27 protein-coding genes are annotated in these 21,573 nt (G+C 49.5%); 10 read left to right on the forward strand and 17 right to left on the reverse strand.

Features of this window, described 5'->3' with window-relative positions:
- On the reverse strand, positions 1-696 hold the full coding sequence (locus tag AC07OI_RS13185; protein ID WP_495257553.1) for a hypothetical protein: 696 nt from the start codon (positions 694-696) through the stop codon (positions 1-3).
- A 965-nt stretch (positions 697-1,661) separates the two neighbouring features.
- Positions 1,662-1,949 carry a DUF4148 domain-containing protein gene (locus AC07OI_RS13190; protein WP_495257554.1) on the reverse strand — a complete coding sequence of 96 codons (288 nt, stop codon included), beginning with the start codon at positions 1,947-1,949 and terminating at the stop codon, positions 1,662-1,664.
- Positions 1,950-2,195: 246 nt separating this feature from the next.
- Between AC07OI_RS13190 and AC07OI_RS13195 the strand changes: the two genes are divergently transcribed.
- Positions 2,196-3,194 (forward strand): LysR family transcriptional regulator, encoded by a 999-nt coding sequence (locus tag AC07OI_RS13195; RefSeq protein WP_423013450.1) that lies wholly within the window; start codon positions 2,196-2,198, stop codon positions 3,192-3,194.
- A gap of 457 nt (positions 3,195-3,651) precedes the next feature.
- Positions 3,652-4,077, forward strand: a complete 426-nt coding sequence (locus AC07OI_RS13200) for a hypothetical protein (RefSeq protein ID WP_495257555.1) — start codon at positions 3,652-3,654, stop codon at positions 4,075-4,077.
- A 119-nt stretch (positions 4,078-4,196) separates the two neighbouring features.
- On the opposite strand, the gene AC07OI_RS13205 is transcribed toward AC07OI_RS13200, so the two are convergent.
- Positions 4,197-4,706: a hypothetical protein gene (locus AC07OI_RS13205; protein ID WP_495257556.1), complete on the reverse strand. Its 510-nt coding sequence runs from the start codon at positions 4,704-4,706 to the stop codon at positions 4,197-4,199.
- Positions 4,707-4,871: 165 nt separating this feature from the next.
- Complete coding sequence (locus AC07OI_RS13210) at positions 4,872-5,336, reverse strand: hypothetical protein (protein ID WP_492701473.1); 465 nt, start codon at positions 5,334-5,336, stop codon at positions 4,872-4,874.
- 351 nt (positions 5,337-5,687) lie between these two features.
- On the opposite strand from AC07OI_RS13210, the gene AC07OI_RS13215 reads away from it, so the two are divergent.
- Complete coding sequence (locus tag AC07OI_RS13215; RefSeq protein WP_492701471.1) at positions 5,688-6,065, forward strand: hypothetical protein; 378 nt, start codon at positions 5,688-5,690, stop codon at positions 6,063-6,065.
- 150 nt (positions 6,066-6,215) lie between these two features.
- Entirely contained in the window at positions 6,216-6,977 is a 762-nt protein-coding gene (locus AC07OI_RS13220) for a lysozyme inhibitor LprI family protein (protein ID WP_492701469.1), read from the forward strand.
- Between the two features lie 137 nt (positions 6,978-7,114).
- Here the strand turns inward: AC07OI_RS13220 and AC07OI_RS13225 are convergent, their stop codons facing one another.
- A complete protein-coding gene (locus AC07OI_RS13225) occupies positions 7,115-7,657 on the reverse strand; it encodes an NUDIX hydrolase (protein ID WP_495257557.1) in 543 nt (180 codons plus the stop codon).
- 185 nt (positions 7,658-7,842) lie between these two features.
- Here AC07OI_RS13225 and AC07OI_RS13230 point away from each other — a divergent pair, with 185 nt between their 5' ends.
- On the forward strand, positions 7,843-8,226 hold the full coding sequence (locus AC07OI_RS13230; protein WP_495257558.1) for a DUF3592 domain-containing protein: 384 nt from the start codon (positions 7,843-7,845) through the stop codon (positions 8,224-8,226).
- Between the two features lie 184 nt (positions 8,227-8,410).
- Here the strand turns inward: AC07OI_RS13230 and AC07OI_RS13235 are convergent, their stop codons facing one another.
- From AC07OI_RS13235 to AC07OI_RS13290, 12 genes are all read right to left on the reverse strand, one after another.
- Positions 8,411-9,175 carry a hypothetical protein gene (locus tag AC07OI_RS13235; protein WP_492701463.1) on the reverse strand — a complete coding sequence of 255 codons (765 nt, stop codon included), beginning with the start codon at positions 9,173-9,175 and terminating at the stop codon, positions 8,411-8,413.
- 132 nt (positions 9,176-9,307) lie between these two features.
- Positions 9,308-9,703 carry a hypothetical protein gene (locus AC07OI_RS13240; protein WP_492701461.1) on the reverse strand — a complete coding sequence of 132 codons (396 nt, stop codon included), beginning with the start codon at positions 9,701-9,703 and terminating at the stop codon, positions 9,308-9,310.
- Between the two features lie 3 nt (positions 9,704-9,706).
- Positions 9,707-11,458, reverse strand: coding sequence for a hypothetical protein (locus tag AC07OI_RS13245; RefSeq protein ID WP_495257559.1), 1,752 nt, complete (start codon positions 11,456-11,458; stop codon positions 9,707-9,709).
- 250 nt (positions 11,459-11,708) lie between these two features.
- On the reverse strand, positions 11,709-12,020 hold the full coding sequence (locus AC07OI_RS13250) for a hypothetical protein (RefSeq protein WP_423012319.1): 312 nt from the start codon (positions 12,018-12,020) through the stop codon (positions 11,709-11,711).
- A gap of 95 nt (positions 12,021-12,115) precedes the next feature.
- Positions 12,116-12,553, reverse strand: a complete 438-nt coding sequence (gene ssb / locus AC07OI_RS13255; protein WP_495257586.1) for a single-stranded DNA-binding protein — start codon at positions 12,551-12,553, stop codon at positions 12,116-12,118.
- A gap of 32 nt (positions 12,554-12,585) precedes the next feature.
- Entirely contained in the window at positions 12,586-12,714 is a 129-nt protein-coding gene (locus AC07OI_RS13260; protein WP_423009173.1) for a hypothetical protein, read from the reverse strand.
- Positions 12,711-13,025 carry a hypothetical protein gene (locus tag AC07OI_RS13265; RefSeq protein ID WP_495257560.1) on the reverse strand — a complete coding sequence of 105 codons (315 nt, stop codon included), beginning with the start codon at positions 13,023-13,025 and terminating at the stop codon, positions 12,711-12,713. Before AC07OI_RS13265 ends, AC07OI_RS13260 begins: the two co-directional genes overlap by 4 nt.
- Positions 13,022-13,327, reverse strand: a complete 306-nt coding sequence (locus tag AC07OI_RS13270) for a hypothetical protein (protein WP_495257561.1) — start codon at positions 13,325-13,327, stop codon at positions 13,022-13,024. The genes AC07OI_RS13265 and AC07OI_RS13270 overlap by 4 nt, the downstream gene beginning before the upstream one ends.
- A gap of 384 nt (positions 13,328-13,711) precedes the next feature.
- The gene (locus AC07OI_RS13275) at positions 13,712-13,927 is read right to left on the reverse strand and encodes a hypothetical protein (protein WP_492701453.1); all 216 of its coding nucleotides are present in this window, start codon (positions 13,925-13,927) and stop codon (positions 13,712-13,714) included.
- A 395-nt stretch (positions 13,928-14,322) separates the two neighbouring features.
- On the reverse strand, positions 14,323-14,745 hold the full coding sequence (locus AC07OI_RS13280) for an SRPBCC family protein (RefSeq protein ID WP_495257562.1): 423 nt from the start codon (positions 14,743-14,745) through the stop codon (positions 14,323-14,325).
- A 138-nt stretch (positions 14,746-14,883) separates the two neighbouring features.
- On the reverse strand, positions 14,884-15,456 hold the full coding sequence (locus AC07OI_RS13285) for a GNAT family N-acetyltransferase (RefSeq protein WP_492701449.1): 573 nt from the start codon (positions 15,454-15,456) through the stop codon (positions 14,884-14,886).
- Positions 15,457-15,626: 170 nt separating this feature from the next.
- Positions 15,627-16,319, reverse strand: a complete 693-nt coding sequence (locus tag AC07OI_RS13290; RefSeq protein ID WP_495257563.1) for a S24 family peptidase — start codon at positions 16,317-16,319, stop codon at positions 15,627-15,629.
- 951 nt (positions 16,320-17,270) lie between these two features.
- Between AC07OI_RS13290 and AC07OI_RS13295 the strand changes: the two genes are divergently transcribed.
- From AC07OI_RS13295 to AC07OI_RS13315, 5 genes are all read left to right on the forward strand, one after another.
- Positions 17,271-18,137 carry a hypothetical protein gene (locus tag AC07OI_RS13295; protein ID WP_492701445.1) on the forward strand — a complete coding sequence of 289 codons (867 nt, stop codon included), beginning with the start codon at positions 17,271-17,273 and terminating at the stop codon, positions 18,135-18,137.
- The gene (locus tag AC07OI_RS13300) at positions 18,124-18,912 is read left to right on the forward strand and encodes an ATP-binding protein (RefSeq protein ID WP_495257564.1); all 789 of its coding nucleotides are present in this window, start codon (positions 18,124-18,126) and stop codon (positions 18,910-18,912) included. The genes AC07OI_RS13295 and AC07OI_RS13300 overlap by 14 nt, the downstream gene beginning before the upstream one ends.
- Positions 18,913-19,176: 264 nt before the next feature.
- A complete protein-coding gene (locus AC07OI_RS13305) occupies positions 19,177-19,602 on the forward strand; it encodes a hypothetical protein (protein WP_492701441.1) in 426 nt (141 codons plus the stop codon).
- A 71-nt stretch (positions 19,603-19,673) separates the two neighbouring features.
- On the forward strand, positions 19,674-19,877 hold the full coding sequence (locus AC07OI_RS13310) for a hypothetical protein (RefSeq protein ID WP_495257565.1): 204 nt from the start codon (positions 19,674-19,676) through the stop codon (positions 19,875-19,877).
- A 9-nt stretch (positions 19,878-19,886) separates the two neighbouring features.
- A complete protein-coding gene (locus tag AC07OI_RS13315) occupies positions 19,887-21,434 on the forward strand; it encodes a hypothetical protein (RefSeq protein WP_495257566.1) in 1,548 nt (515 codons plus the stop codon).
- Positions 21,435-21,573: the final 139 nt, after the last annotated feature.

Here is a 21,573-nt window from a genome sequence, read left to right on the forward strand (position 1 = left end):
TCAGTGAACTTCCATAAGAGTTTTCACGACATCTAGAGGTAGTTGAATTTTAGAAAGCTGCTCGCTTGTAAGCGATTTTAAAATCTTGATCAGTAAATTTTCTTTGCCAGATGTTTGACCTTGGCTTGGTTTTTCACTTGCTTTGGCGCTAGCCCCACCGACAAAAAGACTTTTCAATGGCACCGAATTTTCCAATGCCCACCGTTTTACGCTTTCCAATATTAGCTCTGGTTTGTCCTCTACAATAAAACCCCTTGCAATGGATCTTTGTCCATTTTGAGGTGAGCCTCCTACAGGAATATCTCGGTAGATAACCTTGCCTTCTACGCTTAAGACTCGGCACTTATCTGTAGGTAATTCTTTTGTGAACGCCAAATGCACTGAGGTTCTCAAACTTTCGAACTTCGACGTATCCACGCTATTTATTTTTATTTCAACGTCGGATATGTCCACCCCAGCAGGAAATGCTGCACGAATTACCTTGTCATCTGGATTAATCTTGATGATTACGCTTTCACGCATTTCACTTTTTATGAAAGTAGTTAGATTTACTCCATTAAGTAAGGAGACCAAATCGGGATACTCTTTCTTAATTTCATCTCCCAGCTTAGACAAAAGCATACCTCTTTTATTTTCATCATAATATTTTTTTACGATAGCTATTATCTTGCTTTTAAGTTCAATATTTGAGTTCATGTTGGAAATCATATCCAGCCTTTAAAAAAAACGAAACAAATTAAGAGTTAATTAACTACCGTCAATTGCGGTAAGCAAAAATCTGGCAGAACTACATTATGTTTTTCCTATAATAAGGACCTTCATGATTTGTACGTTCATGTACAGCCCAGAAATATTATCTGAAATATGCGAAAGTACATTTCTAAATTTTCAATGCATACAATTGCAAATTTAATATCCCCCGTAAATTTTCTCATATATAAAACAATATTTGGACAAATTGTCAGCTTACAAATCGAGTACTTAGCCAAACTGAGCTTTCCTCGGAATTTTGTCCACTATTAGACGGGAATTCTGCAGCCAATTGTTGCTGATGCCGCGCATTACAATGCCCCCCCCGTTACGGCTACATCACTGCCTTGTGCAAACAGGCGAAGGTTTTCAAGGTAGTGCCCGTAAACCCGTCATGCCAGACTTGATCCGGCATCCAGTAGCTTTGGCCGTGCACTGTCAGCCTGATTTGCTGCTTGCTTACAGCGGCACCTTTTTGCGGTTCTGCTTACATCAGACCCACAGGGCATAACGACACTGGATGCCAGATCAAGTCTGGAATGACGATGTTGGGGCTAGTGGCTGACGTTGGGGGATTGCTGTGTATTGAGTAGCACATCTAAACACCGAATATGGCTAGATGGAGCTGAGCATCCAGTAGGGTGCGCCATGCGCACCGCTTTGACGGCTAAAAAAGTGAGGGTATTTTTTCGAAGATAATTGACGCCAGGAACAGCCTTGTGCCATGAAGATTATCTTGATGATTATCTTGATAATTTAGCTGAAGATGCGGTGCACACGTCGCACCCTACAGGACATGTAAAACCAAAGCACACAAAAACAAAACCCGCTGATCAATGATCACCGGGTTTCATCACATCCTTATTTCATCCACCAGCCAAGCCGTACATCACCCGGCAAGATGAACAAAATTAGTTTTGTTGCGATTTTTGCGTTTTTGTCGCTACTTTTTCAGCATTGGCTTTTTCTGCTGCCAGACGTGTTTCTGCATTGGCTTTGACCAGAGCAGCTTTTTGGGCTGGGTACCAGGAGAAACCTTCCAGGCCGATTTCTTCGCCGTTGGCGCGGGCTTCTTGCAGTTCAGCGACGACTTGGGCGCGGGTTTTTGGGGTTGCTGTATCAGTTGTGTCAGCAGCAAAGGCGGCAGTAGCTGTCAAAAATGTCAGGCTGGTTGCCAAAAAGAGTTGTTTCGCATTCATGATCGTTCCTATCAATAAAGTAAGTTTCAGAGTAAGCCGCCTCGGTGATCTTGCTCAATTGTCATGAGAAGTGAAATTTCACTTCCGATAACAACTGAAACAAGTCGTCGCCAGCGGCGCGGTGAAGAGCTTTGATTTATGTTGCACTGCACCGATGAAATGCAGTGTAGGCTTTTCGGATTCAACAATAAAGTATCTAAAACGGAATATACTATTGCTGAATCAGGAACAATAAAGGACTTGAAAATGGACAGATTGCAATCAATGCGCATCTTTGCCAAGGTGGTGGAGCTGGGTAACTTTGCCAGGGCTGCCACGGCGCTGGACATGTCCAACGCTGTCGTGACCCGCTATATGGCTGATCTGGAGAGCCATCTGGGCACGCGTCTGTTGAACCGCTCTACCCGCAAATTATCGCTGACTGAGACCGGTATGGTCTACCTGGAGCGGGTGCGCGCCATTCTCAGCGATATCGACGATGCTGATGCCATCGCCTCGTATGCCGCCAAAAAACCCAGCGGCACTTTGCGTATCTATTCTGTACCGCATTTCGGCAAAGCGCAACTGGCGCAGCTTTTGCCCGAATTTGCCAGGGATTATCCTGATGTCTTGCTGGATGTCAAAATCACCGACCATCAGGTTGATCTGGTGGAAGAAGGTATCGATGTCGGCTTTTTCCTGGACTTGCAAAAGATAGACGGCAGCATGATCTCGCGCAAGCTGGCCACGTCTGAAGTGCTGCTCTGTGCCTCGCCCGCTTATTTGAAAGAGCATGGCACCCCGGCCACGCCGGAAGATATTTCAGGACACCGCTGCCTCAATTTCAATTTTGATTTTTTGCGTGACAACTGGATGGCCTTTGACAAACGCATAGGCCGCGACTCTTATCGCAGCATCCCCATTCAGAGCAAGGTCATCAGCAATAATGCCGACGTGCTGCGCGCCTGCGCCCTGGCTGGCATGGGCCTGGTCTTGCGCACTTCATTCCAGATTGATGACGACCTGGCGCAGGGCAGGCTGGTCAGGCTGTTCCCGGAACACTGCTTTGGCGCCGTCTCGATCTCCATGGTCTATCCCAGCCGCCGCCAGTTGTCGGCCAAGGTCAGGCGCTTTGTCGATTTCGTCGCCAGCAAATTCCCGCATCCGGAAGAAGACATGTGGCTGGGTAGCTGCCCCTTCCGCATCCACGAAGAAAAACTCAGGGAACTGGGCATACCCCATCCAGGCAAGATGCGGGTTGGCTGAGAGACGGGTGGTCAGCTACACAGCCACATCGCCACACCACAGAAATGCATTGAACAGCAAATACAGGCAGGAATGATTTACATGCTTGTAAGCAATTGTAAAATATCATCGTCATACTTGTGTAACATTAATCCGATATCCTATGATGGTTGTGTCTCCTTAGGTATTTTGTCGCCACGGAATCTTCCCCCTCCGTGGCGATTTTTTATTTGGGGATGTGATTCCATGCGTACTCTGCAATGCCCCATTTTTTACCATCGCCGTAACCGTAGGGCGTATTGCAATGCGCCGTATGAAATATTCGCATGCTCGGGCAAAATGATGGTGCCGTGCACGACGCACACATGCGGCGCATTACAATACACCCTACGAGCTAACACATTTTTATACGATGAAATTTTTTGAATCACAGCAGGTTGGGGAATATGACTTCGATTTCCCGTCTTATCAACGATACTTGCAAGAGCACCGTGATCATTTCCCGCCAGACGTGTATGCCTTCGCTATAGACACGGGTAATTATGATTTCACGAACCATGGAAGCCTGCATGATGCCTGGCTGGATCGATTCTGTATCTCAGAACCGGCAAGTGGTGAGCGCTCGGAGATTCGCGCCATCCAGATAGAAGCAAGTTTTCTGGGGCCCTATCATGATCTGAAAATCCACCTTGTTTATTCTGGCGTGACTGAGTACAGCATCGTGACACCGCAAGATTTTGCTCATCCCCCATTTGGGACAATTGGCCACGGCGATTTATTGATACATGAAGTGAGCCTGACAGACGACCATCAGGCCGTGGTTCATGAATGGTATTTTTCACGCGGCAGTATGTTCAGGATAGTCTGCGAAACTTTCAAGCGCTCGGTGGAGTTAATCAAGTAGCAGGGATTTTGCACGCCCGGACAAAATGGCAATGCTGTGCACGACGCATGCATGCGGCGCATTGCAATGCGCCCTACGAACTCACATAATGGTACGCATCGTGATCATTATAATGAGTCTCATCGAATCACATACTCTCCGCGAGTGAGGACTCCCTCTGGGTCTTTCACAAATTTCCAGGCTAAAGAATCACGCAGCGCTTCGAAGACCATATCCATGTCTGGGTCTATCAGTCTGCCTTCATCTTTCAGCGCGAGTTTGCAATCCAGATCGTGCGCAATGTTGACAACGCTTGTTAATAATGGGATATCCAGCTTGCCGACGTTAAAAATGCAACGTATATCCTCATTCCCTACCTCCAACTGACTTTGGTCTTTACTGCCATACATGCGCACATCGTCACGCCATGATTTTTTTTGTGGCAGTAATTGTTCCAGCAAGCGCACTGGTGCCGATGACAGATCAGACCCTGCCCAATAATTGAAAAAAACGGCGTCTTCCAAGAATGGCGCATCTGGCTGACGTCGGCCATATTCTGGTAAAAAGTCTACCATCTTGCCATGCGTCTTGTAGATACCTGCAGTAGGGATTAATGAGAATTCGAAATGCCAGATTGCCATATCATTCATGTAGGGTGCGTTATAACGCACCATTTATGCGTCGAAAATAATTTGCGCTATTTTGTTTCTGGCGAATGGAAATGCAATATCAGTATGATCTGGCAGATGAGTATCACACAGGTTTGCGCTCTAAAACCGGTGCGTTACAACGCACCCTGCTCAGCTACCCCGGCATCAATCCACAAACTCCGTCTTGAAATCCCAGGCATCATACCCGCCCACATTGGCGGCGATACCGCCGGTGTGTTCCAGGAAAAAATGCACGGTGCGTAAAAATTCGCGGTAGTCTTCGAGCGAAGCTGCCTTGATTTCAAATGAGGCGACGCACAGGTTCTTGGCTTCCTGCACATTCTTTTTTTCTTTGTACTGGCCACCATCACGGTATTGCACATAGCGCGACAGTTCGTGTGCGGCATCGCCGCCTTTTTCACGGTGTACATACAAATGAAAGTCACTATTGCGGCCATTGGCATAGTGCTTGGTCAGCTTCAGCGTGGTCCAGTCTTTGGACTCGTCATCGCCATAAAAATCACCATCCGAATCAAATTCCTCTGCCTGCCAGAATGCCGGACAAAAATCATCTTCGCCTGGCATGGCGACATGGTCATACAGAACGATGATTTCAGAATAGATTTTCATGCTTCTCGCCTTAGCAGGTGTCAGACTATTTCATTCAATGCTTACTGAATACTTACTCAATACTTACTTCACGCTTTTCCAGATACAGACTTGGTTCCAAGCTTGGTTCACAGTTCAGTTACAAGCTCTATGTAAAATATAATGCCACAGTCACCAAAACTTGTCTTAGTTCATGATATTTCCGTATGAAAAGACGTTTTAAAGAGACAGCCCGATTCACAGACTCTTTGAAAAACCTTGAATTGATAGCATTATCCAGATGTCTGTTCTACTGCGCATAGTGTAAGCTTTAGCAAGAGCCAGTGTGATCAAATTTATTTAAAAATCTTTAAAAGTGGAAGAAATCAAATCATGAGCATGGTCTTATGGATAAAACTTGAAAGCGACAGCGACGATGTTGCGCCAGACGACCTGGGCTACCTGCTTGACGAGCTGGAAGATATCGATGCCCGCTGCGAAGAACTGGGTGTCTTGCCGTTGAGCGAGTTTGTTGATTATTCTGACGTTGAATACAACATGAGCGAAGATGACCTCGATGAAAGCTGGCTCACCGAGAACGCCAAATGGGTCAACCCCAGCGAACTTCTGCTCACCATACGCGCACTGGAAACCGCCCTGACCGAATCAGGCGACAACAATGAAGTGCTGGAAGAATTGCAGATCATCATACAGCGCTGCATGGAAGCTGAAAGCAATGCCGTGCAAGTGCGTTTGATTGCGGTGATGTAAAAAAAATCGCAAAATATAACAGCAATCGTCATTCGGGTGTGCCATGCGCACCGGCGTTCCTTGCGCCCAGCGTTCATCCATATGCAACGATGGTGCACGCGGCGCACCCTGCTACTTACAAAAAACTATATCTGCCATTATCCATCATCCATGCGCCGACTTTTCACTCTCGCTTTGTTCTCCATTCTTGCCAGTACTGCACACGCCACCAGCTTTGACTGCAACAAGACCAGCATGCCAGCAGAAAAACTGATTTGCCAGTCCGATGATCTCGGTGCACTGGATGAAAAGCTGACCAGTATGTATCAACAGGCTGTCCGCAAGGCCAGCCTGGTGGGAGATATTGATGGGCAAGCCGATTATTCGAATTACACCAGGGATTTGTTGCAGTCCAGCCAGCGAGATTGGTTGCAGTCGGTGCGCAACGCCTGCCAGGATGAGCAATGTCTGGAAGATGCTTACGACAAGCGCATGGAATTTATCCAGCAATGGCATGAGGATGCCGCCACAAACAGCAAGCTGGATGGCACCTACAATGACTATCACGTATCAGATTTTTCAGATGGCAAACATCTCAAAGTGAAAGATTGCCTGGTCCTGAAAAAAGTCGCGCCAGATCAAGTGCAACTTTTCACGGTCCTGGTCTTTGGTAACGGCCATCAGTGTCATCTGGAAGGCCGGTTCGCCAGGAAAGGCAAGGCTTACGTTTATATGCCAGACCCGAAACAACCCGAGCTCAGGAACTGCAAGGCCAGACTGCTCATCAAGCGGCATTACATCAGCCTGGCAGCACCAGACAGCGGTTGTGACCAGGGCTGTGGTGCCCGCGGGACGTTTATCCAAAACGCAGCTTTCTTGCGTACTGCCAAAAGCAGCAAGATTTGTGAGGGTGGCTTACGGGGTGGCATGTGAGTTACCAGGGAGAATGTGAGAGCGGCTCATCAAGGATTTTTTTGCATTCTTTTCAGCTCTCTGAAAAAAGAAAGTAGTGCCACAAAGTGCGTAGGGCAGGTAGCCAATTCTGCATCTGGCAGCGACCTTATATCAAGCTAGAGACCGCCTGCCAAACTCTTCTTCGCCATCCTGCTCACCGATGCATTGCCATCTTCCGTCGCCAGCGTCGTCAACGCCACCCAGGCCAGATCATGTGACTCTTCGCTGACACTAAATTCTTCACGTTGCGCCCGGAACAAAAAGCGCAGGTCGTAATGATAATGCGCGGGCTCGCTGCCTCTGGCGGGGATAGGGTGTACATCAACATCAAACAGTGCCTGGCTCAGTAATTGCAAATCGCTGATGCCACTTTCTTCACAAGCTTCGCGGGCAGCAGCGGCCTGTATGCTGGCGTCAGTATCTTCGGTATGCCCACCCAGTTGCAACCAGCGATTGAGCTTCTTGTGATGCGTCAGCAAGGCGGATGTGCCGTCTGGCGAGAGTATCCATGCAGATGCAGTGACATGCCCCGCCAGTGTGGCGCGGCTGCTGCAGTTGGCGGTAGTGCACACAAAGGCCAGCGCACTTGTTAAATGCGCGGCTTCAGTGGCGTCGTAAGATTGATGGGCGAGAAGCAGGGCGATGAGCTGGTCTTGCATGGCGCAGTTTGAGATTCAAAACGCAGATTATAGCGGAGGGCGCACTAGCCCGTTTCTTCGGCACGTGATTACTCATCTGGTTTCATCAGGGGGACTTGCGTGGAATTGCGTCTGAATGCGTTGTTCTGGTACGGAGCATGATGCTACACTGGACGTCATTATATTGATAAGTTGGGGACGTGAACATGGCAAAAAAGGGGATTGTTTTCAAGGTGCTGGGCGTGATCGCTGGCCTGACGTTCATGGGTGCTGGTTTTTCTGAGCGCTCATCCCTTGCGCACTTGAAGTCCATAGGCAAACCCGCCGTGGTTGACCCCATCAGCAATTACACCAAACGCAAATCAGCCTACAGCGCTGAATTTACCTTCACCACAGAAAAGGGTGAAAAGATCACCCGAAATCATTCTTTCCCTTCTGAGCTGCTTGCCGATTTTGAAGCAGGCAGGCCCGTTAGTGTGTTGTATGACCCCAGTCATCCACATGAGTTTGTATTTGAAAAAGAAAAAGCATCCTGGTACATGGTGCTTGGTGGAATTGCCTTTGCCATTGCTGCACTGGTGTTTGCTTGAGTGGCTGCTTTGCAGTAACGATGAACTCCCAATGTGTGAAGAGTAAGCACGTGTAGAGTGCGTAGTGTATGTTATGGCGCGCCGATTTCTAATTGCAGCCATCCTCTTTTACCATCATAGGCGGTGCGTTAGAACGCACCCTACGCACCCTACGCGCCGCACCTTCGCGGCACCTGGCAACATATTACTTAAGTCTGCCAGAAATATGTAAGAGTGTTTTAAGGTCGTCTTCACTCGCGATTGTTCTGTTAAAAACACTATCACTATCAATGACGCAGCTGGTATTTCTATTGTAGTAAATCATCAGGTTGATCTCGCCTTGCGCAGGACATTCTGGTGCAGCGTCATACCTCCTGCCCAGTATGGTTGATGTACCTGCATGCCCCCAGGACCACTTCGCGCCAAATGCATGCGTCAATATTGGATGGCCAACTTCATGTGCAGCTGTCATGGCATACGAGCGCTCAGGGTCTGGTCCGTCGTTCTCATCGAAATACAGTGTGCCGGTAAAAAACGGATATGGATTGCGCGAGCGCCTGCTCAGGTTGCCAAGCAGGGGGCTGCCCGGGTTTGCCAGTGTCAGCGGCATTCCCTTTGCCGATTTTTCTGGAGTTACTTTAACAGCCCATTCTTCGCCCTTGAGCGAGATGGTTCTGCTCCAGTATTGTGCAATACCTTCATCGGCCAGCCTCGCATATTTTTCAAACTGCCCGTCACTGGGTTTGGTGGCTAGTCCTGCCAGACAGGTAACAAGTGATGGCTTGCCATAGTTCATGCGCAAGCTGATGTGGATGATTTTATGCTCATCATCCATGCGTGCAGTGGCATAAGCCAATGGGCGCTTGCTGCCATTGCGTATCTGCTCATCGCTGATGGCGCAGACAGGATGGAAGGCCGCATGCTCAGTGCCAGAATGTTTACTCTTGCCGGTACGCGTATGATGTGCCATATCCTTGATGATCAGACAGGAGACATATGCCTGGTCATTTTCAAATTAATGTGGTTAATGTGGTTAATGTGGTGGCCAGCCCACGTTATGAGGCAAACGCATTTCACCCTATTGATCAAATGAGTTCTTGTATCAAGGTAGTTCCGACTTGGGAATGAATGTTGAATAACCGTTAGGCTGCAAAAAAGTAATACCATCATTTGTTTCAATGACCTGGCATTTTTTCAGGTAAGAGATAATATCCTCATCCCGGTTGATGAGCGAAATGTCTACGCTGATATATCGTCGATAAAAGAAAACATTCAATACGTAGCGATCTTCCTCATGAGAATATCCATGCTTGTGTGTTCCATCAGATGAGATGGTGACATAATGGCCGCCTCTTTTTTTCTGATCTTCATATGAATAGATTTCGCGCACTTGCTCTCCGGGTTCATAGAACAGGAAGTAAATAAAGGCAAGCGGCGGGAGCAAGGCAAACAATATCAAGAAAAGAATACTCGCTACTTTTTTCAGGATGGCGTTCATGTTTTATCTCTGAGGATGACTTGGTTTTGGCATTTTACTTTGATCGATCTTTACAGTTGGATTCATTTCATTGCCGACTTTCCACGTGATGATAAGCGGTAGTTTTCCAGTCAACAGAAAATCTTTTGCTATGCCTTGTTTGTGAAACTCCGCCATATCTTTGTCAAGTATGTCCTTGGCGTTAAAAAGCGGTGTTTTTATTCTATCCCAATCGTAGGGATCAATATAGTTTAGTTCGAACTTCATGCTGAAGTTATCGCCGTTCCTTATTACCTTGGATTGCGAATACCCAGAAAAATTTCCACTGGCATAAAACCAGTTTTCAGTGCCTTCGGCAAAAACTCGCTGCTCCAAGCGCTTGGAAGAAAAATCAAGAGGGACACCGTCTTTGGCATTTTCTATTGCATATTTTATTGCACCGTTTCGTTGCGATAAATAGAGTTCCCTTCCAGCATCTGTTGTTTCTACTATTCTTTTCAAGTCAACTTGGTAATCTTCCCCCGTATTGCCCAAATAATGCTGCAAGTGCCTGGTCGCATCTGGAAGCGCAATAGATACAAAGGGCAATTCTGCTTGAATTGCAATTTTTTTGGCGAATTCAGAAAATCTTCGGGGATTTTCTCCCCACACACCACTGCCTTTCCCCCTATTAATTGTTGGAATTTCTGATCCGTTGACAAACTCAGGCGTGGGGGCTTCGTTTCCATTGAAGGTAATAGGTGCTTCTTTAGTCTTTGGATGCGCAACGAGAGGAAAAGGTTTGAGTTCATTTGGATTCAATGCACTACGAAGTAAGCCTTCATTCCATTTTTCCAGCAATGCTTTATCCATTACTTTGTCGACTTTTTTGAAAGCGTCAAAATAATACTGTATGCCTTTTTTATTTTCCGAATCTGGGCTTTTTTCCCATTGCAAAAGTTGTACAGGGTCATTCGAAGCCAGTAAAGGATATTGCCCTTTTCCACTGTCCCAGGATGAGCTGCTGATGTCTTTACTCATCTCATTGAGTAACTCATTGTTATCTGAATTATTGAAGTGATTGGAATAAAAACCCTGTTCAATTTTATTGTATGGAAGTAAAGTTGGCGAATTCAGTTGCTGCTCTACGCGTGAATCAGTGAAATGCTCATGTTGATCGATATGATCCTCACAAGGAACTCGCATCATCGGGACATCATTTTCCGATTCACCGGGTAAAATAAATTGTGGCTTACTGCCTTTTGATTCAGGATAAGAAAATCTATTGAGCAACCCCATTTTTCCGGGCATTGCATCTTGCTCTGCAGGTCCAGAAGACGGATATTCACCTTCCTGTTCATTTACAGAATTGTGGGACCATCTATCCACATCGTTTACCTGCATCACAGGTTCATTCGCGTCTGATTCATCATTCGCCGCCATAACACGTAATAGTAAACCTTTGACTGGTGCCTGGCCTGGCGTTTGTTCTTTGTCGCTGCTGTATGGCGCAAATGACTGGAAGTTGCTGCTTCCACCTGGCAGCCTGTCGTATATACGCGGGTTTTGATACTCGCCGGTGTCGTTGATTTCTGCAAATGGCATCAGCCTGATGTGGCCCTGGTTGCCGGGCTGCCCTGGATAGCTCTCAGTGAGCAGGGTGGAGGTATAGAATCCTGGGCTGGATGAGGGCAGGTCTGGGGCTGCCCAGTCGCTGTACTGTTCATCGCCAGCTTCATCCAGGGAGCTGATGAGGTAGGGCAGGCCATCCTGGCCTATGATGCGTTTGATTGCCATGATATTCCTGTGAAGTGGCGATTTTTTTGTTTATACCCAGTATGTGCCTGGCAGAAAAAATGCCATGTCATGCATGCTTGTTAAATGATGCTCTGTAAGCAGTGCGTCGGGTGCCTGCAACGCACTGCATGAAAGCGTTGATCACGCCTATGCGCATTGACCCGAGGGAATGCGAAATTACCTGTGGCGCATTACTAAGCGCCCTACATCTTCGCCTGGATCAAAGCGCATGAAGCACATAAAGTGATATTCAGGCCTCACCATACAGGGCAATCATCAGCGGATCAGTGCGGCGGATTTTTTCTGCACTGGGCTTGATCTGGCGGGTGTAGATAGTCGGCGCAGGCTTGCCGCTGTGCCAGCCAAACTGCAGCTTGCTGCGGCCACGGTTGTTGGGGATGGCGCGTTGTACGACGTGACCAGAAAAACACAGGTCGGCAACCAGCTTGCGCGCATAATTTTCTGAAGTGCGCAACTCGCGCATGATGTCTTCGATGAAGAGGAATTTGTCACTCAGGATTTGCGCTACCTGGGCATAGCGTACGGCGATGTCGTTTCTCATGATGTGTCCTTTCGGCGGTTGTTTGGGTTGTTACTTCCTTCCCCTTGAAATGGAGGGGATTGCTACATTTGTATCTGTGCGGTTTTGCGCGTCATTCAAAACGGCAAGTCATCATCCATGTTGTCCCAGGTCTCAGGCGCGCGGGCTGGCTGACGGGGTCTTGTTGGTGCGCCATCCTGCCCATCTGTCTGGGCCACTGGTCTGCTGTTCAACATCTGCATGGTGTCGCCGCGTACTTCGGTGATGGATTTTTCTGCACCATCCTTGTCTTTGTATTTGCGTGTGCGCAGGCTGCCTTCGATGTAGACGGATGCGCCTTTTTTGAGGTGCATGCCTACCACTTCTGCCAGGCGGCCAAAGAAGCTGATGCGGTGCCATTCAGTGCGCTCTTTGCGCTCGCCAGTGGACTTGTCTTTCCAGCTGTCGGCGGTGGCGATGGTGATGCTGCTGATGGCTTCGCCACTGGGGGCATAACGGGTTTCAGGGTCGCGGCCCAGGTTGCCGACGAGGATAACTTTATTGACAGATGCCATGTGTGTTGTCGCCTTGCGGTAAGAAAAATCGTTCAGTGTTGCAGTGCTGTCTTGCATGCTGCCAGGCGGCTGTATCCCAGGTTCCTGATCATGCGGTATACCGCACACATGATGCGCACACGCATGTGCAGGTGGTTGATGAGGGCGTGTGTATCGTTCATGTGCTGGTTTTCTCTAAAGATTGGCAAAGTTGACGCAGGGCTTGCGCTTCATCGGCGGCAAACCAGTGATTATCTTGTGGCAGCTTGGCAGCCAGGGCCTGGGCCTTGTCCAGCAGCTCTGGTGCCATCGCCCACAGGCGGGCATTGGCAATGGCTTCGTCAGACGGTTGCAGGGCATCCGGGTTGCAGATCTTGCCGTTGGCATCGTAATGCGCCTCGGCCTGCCAGCCATAGGCAATCGCCATGCACTGGCTGCTGCGCGCATCGAACAAGGCATTGCCGACGGCGTGTAATTGGCGGCTATGTTTCATTGCACACTCGCGCTAAAGCCAGTCATGCGTTCTGCCTCTTGCGCCAGTTGGCGCAGGTCGCTGCGTTCAGCGCGTGGCATACTCATTTGTTGTGCCGTTATTTTTGTCGTGAGCTGTGCATTCACTGATGCACTCACTGAGGCATGCAGTGTCGCGGCGGCCTTGCTGGCAGGCGCTGCCTGTTGTTCAGGCTGCTCTGTGCCGGGTTGTTTGTCTTCTTCATTATTGATGATGCTGAGCACGGCGCAGATGACGATATACGCCAGGGCAGTGACCAGCCAGTCTGTCAGGGATGTTTTCATACTAGTCCTCACAAAATTTTGGGCGAGCGCGTACACAGCGAAAAAACGCACTCGTTCTCGTGTTAAAAAATAGGTGTTAGTTGCTGGATGTAAGTCTGCTGGATGTAAATCTGCAGGGTAAAACTGTTGCTGCTATAGCTGGCCATTGCGGCTGGCTGTTGATGCTGAAAAAACTGGTGACAATGTGATGCGCTGGCCTTGCCCGCCGCGGGTGAACGCGGCAGCAGAATATGCAAGGCCAGCGCAGACAAGGTGCCGGACGCTGACCCCGGCAAGCGCGAAATTGGCCGCGACCCAATTTCACCAGCGTATACTTTTGTGTGCGCAATATGATCAGATGCGGATCAGTTGCAGATCAGTTGCATGGTGTTGTGATTATTGAGATTACTGCTGCCAGTCTGATAAAACCTTCGCCATCATCCGGCCAAAGTTTTCATATCGCCCCTGGTCCAGCATGCTGGCCAGTTTGTCGCATTGTTCCATGCTGCATTCTGCAAAGGCGTCGATCAGGTTTTGCCCGTTCATGAGCACTGCAGTAGATGCAGTGGCAGGCTGGGCATAGTAAGTTTTAGGCAATCCGAAATAAGTTTGCGTGCTCATTTGTCGCTTTCTTTGTTTGTCTGACCATGTATAGAACTATACGCTTTTGTATTAAACGAGTCAATACGAAATTGTATTGAAAAGTATGATTTCGTATGGAATAGTTGGTTATATGTAAACGCGGAAAGTGCTGGATTTGGTATAAAGAAATTGGCTGAAGCGGGCAGTGAAATGCTTGCTGTGTGGGTTATGCGTCTTGCACCATGGACAGAATTAAAGAATGCCAGCTTTTGCAGTGAGACGCACACAGAGGTAGATAGGGGCTATAAGAGAAGAAACCCTTATTTGCTGGTCACGTCGGCATATAGAATCAATATGTCGATTTTTTTAAATACTATCGACATATCTATAAATTTACTGTGCAGTTTTGTCTAAGGAGGGTTCCCGAGTTGGGTTTAATCCCCCATCACTTCCACCGTCAGCCGGTCAAGATTCTGCTCATTCGCCGGTACGACAATATGCTCAATGCTGTTGGCGAAATCCGGGTTTTCAAAAACCTGCGACCACGACACCAGGGTGCCCGTCGCCGATGGTGCCAGGGTAATGGTCAGGCGGAACCGGGGTTCTGAAACGTGTTGCACGACGACCCTGCTGGGGGCTTCTATCTCGGCAAACTGGCTTTCGTTGAGATAGTTCTTGTCATCCGGCCCATGCATGATGAAAGACCACTGGCCGCCAGGTTTGAACTCGCAGATGCTGAAAGTATTGGTGAAACCAGCAGGCCCCCACCAGCGCGCCAGGCGTTGCGGGTCGCTGATGGCGGCGAAGACTTGCTCAGGGGGGGAAGGGATGTCGCGCGAGGTGAAGAAAGTAGTCATATGCGTCTTCCTTGATGTAGTTTGCTAAGTCTGTAGTGTAGTTGGATATGGTGAATACAGTGGAAGCAGTGAATAAATTGCTGAAGTCAAGAGGTAGTTCGCTGCGATCAAGCTCCACTCACCAGTACACCAGCAGCTTCAAGCAGGCCGGTTTGCCGCCTGTGCCTGCCATTCATCCCGCAGCAGGCCAAACATCCAGGTGTCCTTGATTTCGCCCTTCATCTTCCAGCGCTGGCGCAGCAAACCTTCCTGGACAAAGCCCAGTTTCTTCAAAAGCTGGGCAGAGGCGGGGTTGCGCGGATCAACTTCAGCTTCTATGCGGTTGATACCCATCTCGCCAAAAGCATGCTTGAGCAGGGCGCGCACGGCTTCTGCCATGTAGCCGCCGCCCCAGTGCGATTGGGCCAGGGCATAGCCGATTTCGGCCCGCTCACTGTCGGTATCAAAGCGAAACAGCAGGCAAGAGCCGATGACCTTGTTACTTTCTTTATCAACGATCACGCATTGCAAGGCACTTGCCTGCGCCGCCATGTCCTTGGCACGCTGATACCAGCTATGGGCAGCAAGCGTGTCTTGCCAGGTGATATAGGGCAAAAAGCGGGTGACGGTGTCGTCAGAAAATACCTGGAACAAATCAGGCAGATCGCCCTCTTCTATTGTGCGCACGATCAGGCGCGGGGTGTGGAGGGGATGTGGCAACTTGGTTTGCATGAGACTTGATCATCCAATCATGATGGTGAGCAGGGGTATAGCACTCTGAATGAGTGCCTATCATAGCAAATCAGCATGGGAAAGTGCGGCGACATTGAGATGACACTGCGGTGCTACATATATATACCGCCATATACCGCCCCTTCATACCGCACTTTCAGGGTCATTGATCAACCGCCTTGCCTGTATACAAAGCGCCCGATGATCTTCAGCAGGCCCACGTTTTCAGGTGTGATGCGCTCATCGGGATAAGTGCGCTTGTCAGGGTTGCGGCTTTCCAGGACCCAGGTGCCATCGATTTCGCGGCGCAGTTGCTTGATGCGCAGGCCGTCAGGATGCTGGATGGCAAAGATCTTGCCGCTTTGTGGTTCAGTCTTGGTCTGGTCGATGATGACCATGTCGCCATCGACGATAAAGTCAGCCATCGAGCTGCCATCGGCATAGATGGCAGCCAGGTTTTCTGCCTTGACGCCGTATTTCTTGAAAAAGCCGACTTCTTTAATCAGCTGGCCCTTGGGTTCGGCATCTTCATTATGTGCGCCGCCACCGCATGAGCCTTTGGCTGCATAGTAATTAATAGCAGCAATGCCGATATGCTCATCATTGACAGCGGCGGGCTGGTTTGATTCATAGCCGCGCAAATCCTTGCTGCGCAAGTCTGACAGGCTGACATTAAAGAACTTGGCAATCGGCGCCAGCGACGAAGTGCGCGGGTCCTTGGTGATGCCCTCGACGATACGGAATATCGTCGCCTGCGGCACCCTGACTTCATCAGGGAACATTTTTTCCAGGGCAGTTGCCAACGAAGTCGGGTTCATGCCCGACTTATCCATGAGGTATTTGATATTAGTTTTCGCGTCCATGAGCGCATTATGCGTTATCGCATAAAAAATGCCAAGAACAATACGAAAAAAACTTGGATCGCAATACGAAAGTGTATATAATTGAGTTTGTGGGGATGAGCTCGTTTACTTTAAACAAGCCGCCCACTGTATAAATTCAATAATCCCGATCAAATAAACATACTAGCCGTTCGCCTGCCTTGATTCATTACCGCGCGAATGCTGTTTAACTATCTACTTACCCGCCGGGATTCCCCGGCCACCATCAGCCGCCTTTTGTTCTGGCGATCCGGCTGATTATTTTGTCGCGTTTTCAGCGACCGAGGCCCCTCATGCAAGGGGCAAAATTTTACGATGAAGACCTCTCGAAACAGAGGCATAGAGAAAAGCGAAGGCGAAGGTGCGCTGTATCTGTAGGTTGGGCCGGGCCTCGCTAGGCTACGTTTTACCAGCCCAACCTACGCACTTGCCAACACTCTCGTTTTACTAACGTTTCGCTTTTCTCTGTGCCTCTCTGTGCCCCCTCTGTGTCTCTGTGTTCAGAGGTCTTCCCTGTTTAAAAAACACAAACCAAGCTGCCCAGGCAGCCACACGACGACAACATGAAAATACAAAATGACATCCTGCGTCAGGTGTTCGCACGCGCACGCCTGTTGGGGCAAGCCTGCGGAACAGATCAAGTATCCGCATACGCATCAATACAAACAAAGGTCTGCCTATGCTGAGCCAGTCACCCGCAACCACCGACTGGCAGCATCTGGACAACCGGGTGATTTCCCCCACCCACACCATCACACCACGCCGTTTATGCAAAGGCCCGCGTTGTCGTCACGGGCGTGGACAAATGCGCTCGATACGGCAGTTTTGCAATGCGCAGAACCAGCCTGTGTATACGTATTGCAAATTGTGTCGTGGTGGGTAGTGAAAGCTGCAATTTTTAAGGTCTTAAAGTGATAAAAGGAAAATGCTGACATGGCACGCGCAAGAAATATCAAACCCGGTTTTTTTACCAATGATGTGCTGGCAGACATACCCGCCCTCGGGCGTTTATTGTTTGTCGGCCTCTGGACCATTGCCGACAGAGCAGGACGGCTGGAAGACCGCGTCAAAAAAATCAAGGCCAAGGTCTTGCCTTATGACGACTGTGATGTGGATTGCCTGCTCAGCATACTTGATGCGCGTGGCTTCATTCATCGTTATGTGGTGGGTGACAATCACTATATCCAGATCTGCAAATGGGATGCGCACCAAAACCCGCACGTCAAAGAAAATGACAGCCTCATTCCGGCACCAGACCAGCACCAGATGATGACCGTGCCAGGCATGATGCCAGCACCAGAGTTAACCGGAACTGGCCCGGCTGATTCCCTTAACCTGATTCCTGATCCCCTTAACCGGATTCCTGATTCCCTTAACCCTGAAGCTGTCACGGCTTTGCCTCGCCAGGATATTGCCGATAAAAAAACGGCCGCTGCCAAGCCAAAAAAATCAGGCAAATTCGACGAATGCCCTGCCGAATTCGAAACCGCCTGGCAAGCCTACCCACGCCGACCCGGTGCCAGCAAAAAAGAAGCCTGGCAAGCCTGGCTGGCACGACGGCGGGACGGTGTCGATGCAACCCTCATGGTCGATGGCGTCAAGCGCTATGCCGCCTACATCGCCGCCAGCGGGCAGGCACCCAGGTTCGTCAAGCATGCTGCGACCTTCTTTGGCCCTTACGAGCACTACAAGGCCGACTGGAGCATGCCTGAGCATCAGGCACCACCCGCCAGCAGCAAGCACACAGGGTTTGCCAACACCAACTACACACAGGGGATAGCCCAGGATGGTTCATTCTGACAGCAGCAGTTTTGTCCGCGTCGGCGGTATGCAGCTTGGCAGCGAGCAAAGGCATTGCCAGCAGCACGGTAGCTACACCGCCTACTCGCACAAGCCCGGCATCTGGTCTGCATGCGAGCAATGCCAGCAAGGTAGCGATGCACAACAACGCCAGGCCAGCATCCGCCAACAGCGGCAAGCGCAACAAGCCGCACTGTGGCAAAAACGCCTCGGCCGTGCCGCCATACCGGCACGCTTTGCAGAACGCAATCTGCAAAATTATCGCCCCACTTGCGCTGCGGCAGAGCAGGCATTGCGCACTTGCCAAAGCTATGCGCAAGAGTTTGATGCTGTCCTCAAAACGGGCCGCAGCCTGATCTTTTGCGGCAGTGTAGGCACGGGCAAAACCCATCTGGCGGTGGGCATTGCCAGGCACATCATGGATGCAGGCAAGCAGGCCGTGATGAGTTCCGTTTTAAAAGCAGTACGCCGCATCAAAGAAAGCTACCGCCGCGACAGCCCGCACACCGAGGCGGAATTGATACAGGAATTTGTTGAACCAGATTTATTGATACTCGACGAAGTCGGCGTGCAGTTCGGCAGCGAGACAGAAAAAATGCTGCTCTTCGACATCATCAATGGCCGCTACGAAGTCATGAAACCCAGCATCCTCATCAGCAACCTGGGTCTGGCAGAACTCGAACGCTACATCGGCCCCCGCGCCATGGACAGGCTACGCGAAGGCGGTGGTAAAGCCGTGGTGTTTGATTGGGAATCGTACCGGCGTGTGGTTTGATATAGATCGTCAAAACCACTCACCACAGAGGCACAGAGACACAGAGTTAACACCGAGAAATGCAAAGCCGTTGAGAAATTGAAGCGTTGGTAGATACGTAGGTTGGGCCGGGCCTCGCTAGGCTACGGGGTACCAGCCCAACCTACACAACAAACATGCGCCCAGCCTTTCCCCGTACCTCTGTGTTGAGAGATCTTAAGGTTTTAAAGTTTTAAAAAATACGCAAGCAACACCTCTACAGCCCATGCATAACAAGGAGCAAGCATGAACGCACGTCAGAATTTTGCACACACAGTTACCAAAAACAATGACCCACAAAAGGAACAAAAAGACCTGCTGACCTATTGGCTGGACCAATGGGCCATGTGGATGAACAACAACCACGCAGAAATCGCCCGCGACACCGGCATCGGTGGCGGCATCATCGGCAAAAACGCCCTCAGCAATTATTGCGTTGCCAGTGACGATTGCCACGCCGTCTGGGATATGGAAAGAGAGAAAAAAGTCAAAGAGATAGACTGCCTCATCAACGACCTGCGCCTCGAACAACCCTGGACCTACTGGGCCATCTGCAAACACCTGGGCCTGATGAACTTCTGGAAGTATCCCAGGCTAGACCCGCAAGAAGCCTTTATCAACGCTCTGGACGAATTGCAATACCTGGTCGAAGAACGCAAGCTGGTTTTGTAAGCCCGGCACAATAAACCACGCGCACTTTACTGACTCATATCCAGTAGAGTGCGCCGTGCGCACTACATCGCATGACACGCATCACCCGCACCACCCGTACTACTCGCACCACCCGTACCATTTCCGGTCATTTTTTTTTCAAATATCCAAATCAACACAGGGACGCACGGCGCACCTTGCACTGGGCAATTGCCGTAGTGCAGGGCGCATTGCCATGCGCAACAGCAATGCCACAACAAGGCAACAAGCCTGCATCCCCATTCAAAAACACATAAGGAACAACCATGCCAAACACAAGCAGCATACGCGGCCGCGACGGCCTGTACTACCGCATTCCCGATTTTGATGAGCTTGACGGGTATGATAATTTCGATCCACGAGCTTACAACCAGAATCTGGCAGACGATCTGCAATTGTCAGACCTGGGGCCCAACATTCCCCGCTTGAAGCCCAATACCATTGTCAGTAGAGGTGGTAGTGATGAAGACCGCTACAGCCTGCCGTTTTCTGCTGACTGGGGCAGCCGCTTCTCGCCAGCAGATATGGACATCAGGCGAGCTGCCGCAGATGACCACTTCTATGGCGGCAGTCCACAAATCTACACACCGGTGCAGGATTTATTTTCTCGTGCCACGCCAGGACAAAGCGACCCAGGCAATATGGTTGATTCCTTGCCCGGGATCATCGCGAAGCAAGGACCACCAAGTTTTACAGACCGCGATACCGGCGCCATGAGCTGGGCAACACCTTACGACAAGCCTGAAACGACACCGTTACCAGAAGATGTCACCATTTTTGGACCGGGTGCGGGTAAAGCAAAATTTTCTAAAAAATGGTCGCCACCACCAGCGGGTTATTACTATTGGCAGGAATTGACCGATGAAATGCCGCAGTTGAGAAAGTTCGAAACTCCCGATCAATCAAGGATGCCCGATTCTTTACGAATGCTACATGCCGGGAGGCCGAATGAACGCATGGAATTGGACAGGACCGACTATGCGGCAAAGCTGAGAGTAAAGAACAATCTCGAACTCGCTTTGCTTGGGCCAATTTTTAATGCTCCCGGCTTTTATACCCGCCTGTTTGGCGGAAATGAAGAACAAGTCGAATCCGCAAATCAGCTTGGCGCCATAGGGCTTGATATTGCAGGGGCAAGGGTTGGTAGACCGCGAAGTAGTACTACTTATGACAGTCAACAATTATGGGGAAGCAATACAGTTCCTCCATCTCGCAGAGCGAATTTTTTTAATACAAATTCAGGCTTCAGTAGTAGAGTGAATGCAATTCGCGACAGCATGCGACCTGAAAGCGGCTTCATGTCAGAAGCCGGGCTTAAGGGACAACGCACTTTTTCAAAAGCTGATTTACCAGCTGACTGGAGGACGCAGCTGGATAAAATCACGATATTTCCCAACCAGGCGAATGCTGAGTTTTTGGCACAACAAGCGGTGAAAGAAGTGCAAAACGACGCAAAATCAGGAATGGTAACCGCTTTCATTGACAAGGCAGGGGGAGTGAAACTCGGATATAGCGTTAACCCTCGAGAAAATTTAAATATTCCATCAATAAAAAACTCTTTCGTACAAGAGCTGATCGACAAAAACAATTTACATCCAGATACCGCAGGATTTCGCGGCACCTGCGCCGAACCCCAGGTTTTTTCCCAGATATTGAATAATAATGACCAACCATGGGGCTTTATGGGAGCAGCCCAGCTACATAATCCTACAGGCAATATCAGAGCCGCCTGCCAGAATTGTGGTTCGATCAATCGCTATTTTGGCGTCGGTTATCGGGATCAGGATGTGGGAGTAGTTCCTTCAACAAGATAGAAATAACTTATATCGCCAATTCGCGATGAATTTTCCATCGCCTCCTCATTGGAGGCGGTGTGCAAAATAGCTGGTACGGCTAAACGTTGAAAATATATACCGTGTAGAATATTCGTATCAAAAAATTCTTGTTGATGAA

The sequence above is a fragment of the Undibacterium sp. GW821-FHT07F11 genome (assembly GCF_059418665.1).

What these genes read in the sequence shown, in the direction of transcription:
- AC07OI_RS13185 (WP_495257553.1), bottom strand. Translation starts at nt 696, where the DNA reads ATGAACTCAAATATTGAACTTAAAAGCAAGATAATAGCTATCGTAAAA.
- AC07OI_RS13190 (WP_495257554.1), bottom strand. Translation starts at nt 1,949, where the DNA reads ATGAATGCGAAACAACTCTTTTTGGCAACCAGCCTGACATTTTTGACA.
- AC07OI_RS13195 (WP_423013450.1), top strand. Translation starts at nt 2,196, where the DNA reads ATGGACAGATTGCAATCAATGCGCATCTTTGCCAAGGTGGTGGAGCTG.
- AC07OI_RS13205 (WP_495257556.1), bottom strand. Translation starts at nt 4,706, where the DNA reads ATGAATGATATGGCAATCTGGCATTTCGAATTCTCATTAATCCCTACT.
- AC07OI_RS13210 (WP_492701473.1), bottom strand. Translation starts at nt 5,336, where the DNA reads ATGAAAATCTATTCTGAAATCATCGTTCTGTATGACCATGTCGCCATG.
- AC07OI_RS13215 (WP_492701471.1), top strand. Translation starts at nt 5,688, where the DNA reads ATGAGCATGGTCTTATGGATAAAACTTGAAAGCGACAGCGACGATGTT.
- AC07OI_RS13220 (WP_492701469.1), top strand. Translation starts at nt 6,216, where the DNA reads ATGCGCCGACTTTTCACTCTCGCTTTGTTCTCCATTCTTGCCAGTACT.
- AC07OI_RS13225 (WP_495257557.1), bottom strand. Translation starts at nt 7,657, where the DNA reads ATGCAAGACCAGCTCATCGCCCTGCTTCTCGCCCATCAATCTTACGAC.
- AC07OI_RS13230 (WP_495257558.1), top strand. Translation starts at nt 7,843, where the DNA reads ATGGCAAAAAAGGGGATTGTTTTCAAGGTGCTGGGCGTGATCGCTGGC.
- AC07OI_RS13235 (WP_492701463.1), bottom strand. Translation starts at nt 9,175, where the DNA reads ATGGCACATCATACGCGTACCGGCAAGAGTAAACATTCTGGCACTGAG.
- AC07OI_RS13240 (WP_492701461.1), bottom strand. Translation starts at nt 9,703, where the DNA reads ATGAACGCCATCCTGAAAAAAGTAGCGAGTATTCTTTTCTTGATATTG.
- AC07OI_RS13245 (WP_495257559.1), bottom strand. Translation starts at nt 11,458, where the DNA reads ATGGCAATCAAACGCATCATAGGCCAGGATGGCCTGCCCTACCTCATC.
- AC07OI_RS13250 (WP_423012319.1), bottom strand. Translation starts at nt 12,020, where the DNA reads ATGAGAAACGACATCGCCGTACGCTATGCCCAGGTAGCGCAAATCCTG.
- ssb (WP_495257586.1), bottom strand. Translation starts at nt 12,553, where the DNA reads ATGGCATCTGTCAATAAAGTTATCCTCGTCGGCAACCTGGGCCGCGAC.
- AC07OI_RS13260 (WP_423009173.1), bottom strand. Translation starts at nt 12,714, where the DNA reads ATGAACGATACACACGCCCTCATCAACCACCTGCACATGCGTGTGCGC.
- AC07OI_RS13265 (WP_495257560.1), bottom strand. Translation starts at nt 13,025, where the DNA reads ATGAAACATAGCCGCCAATTACACGCCGTCGGCAATGCCTTGTTCGAT.
- AC07OI_RS13270 (WP_495257561.1), bottom strand. Translation starts at nt 13,327, where the DNA reads ATGAAAACATCCCTGACAGACTGGCTGGTCACTGCCCTGGCGTATATC.
- AC07OI_RS13275 (WP_492701453.1), bottom strand. Translation starts at nt 13,927, where the DNA reads ATGAGCACGCAAACTTATTTCGGATTGCCTAAAACTTACTATGCCCAG.
- AC07OI_RS13280 (WP_495257562.1), bottom strand. Translation starts at nt 14,745, where the DNA reads ATGACTACTTTCTTCACCTCGCGCGACATCCCTTCCCCCCCTGAGCAA.
- AC07OI_RS13285 (WP_492701449.1), bottom strand. Translation starts at nt 15,456, where the DNA reads ATGCAAACCAAGTTGCCACATCCCCTCCACACCCCGCGCCTGATCGTG.
- AC07OI_RS13290 (WP_495257563.1), bottom strand. Translation starts at nt 16,319, where the DNA reads ATGGACGCGAAAACTAATATCAAATACCTCATGGATAAGTCGGGCATG.
- AC07OI_RS13295 (WP_492701445.1), top strand. Translation starts at nt 17,271, where the DNA reads ATGGCACGCGCAAGAAATATCAAACCCGGTTTTTTTACCAATGATGTG.
- AC07OI_RS13300 (WP_495257564.1), top strand. Translation starts at nt 18,124, where the DNA reads ATGGTTCATTCTGACAGCAGCAGTTTTGTCCGCGTCGGCGGTATGCAG.
- AC07OI_RS13305 (WP_492701441.1), top strand. Translation starts at nt 19,177, where the DNA reads ATGAACGCACGTCAGAATTTTGCACACACAGTTACCAAAAACAATGAC.
- AC07OI_RS13310 (WP_495257565.1), top strand. Translation starts at nt 19,674, where the DNA reads ATGACACGCATCACCCGCACCACCCGTACTACTCGCACCACCCGTACC.
- AC07OI_RS13315 (WP_495257566.1), top strand. Translation starts at nt 19,887, where the DNA reads ATGCCAAACACAAGCAGCATACGCGGCCGCGACGGCCTGTACTACCGC.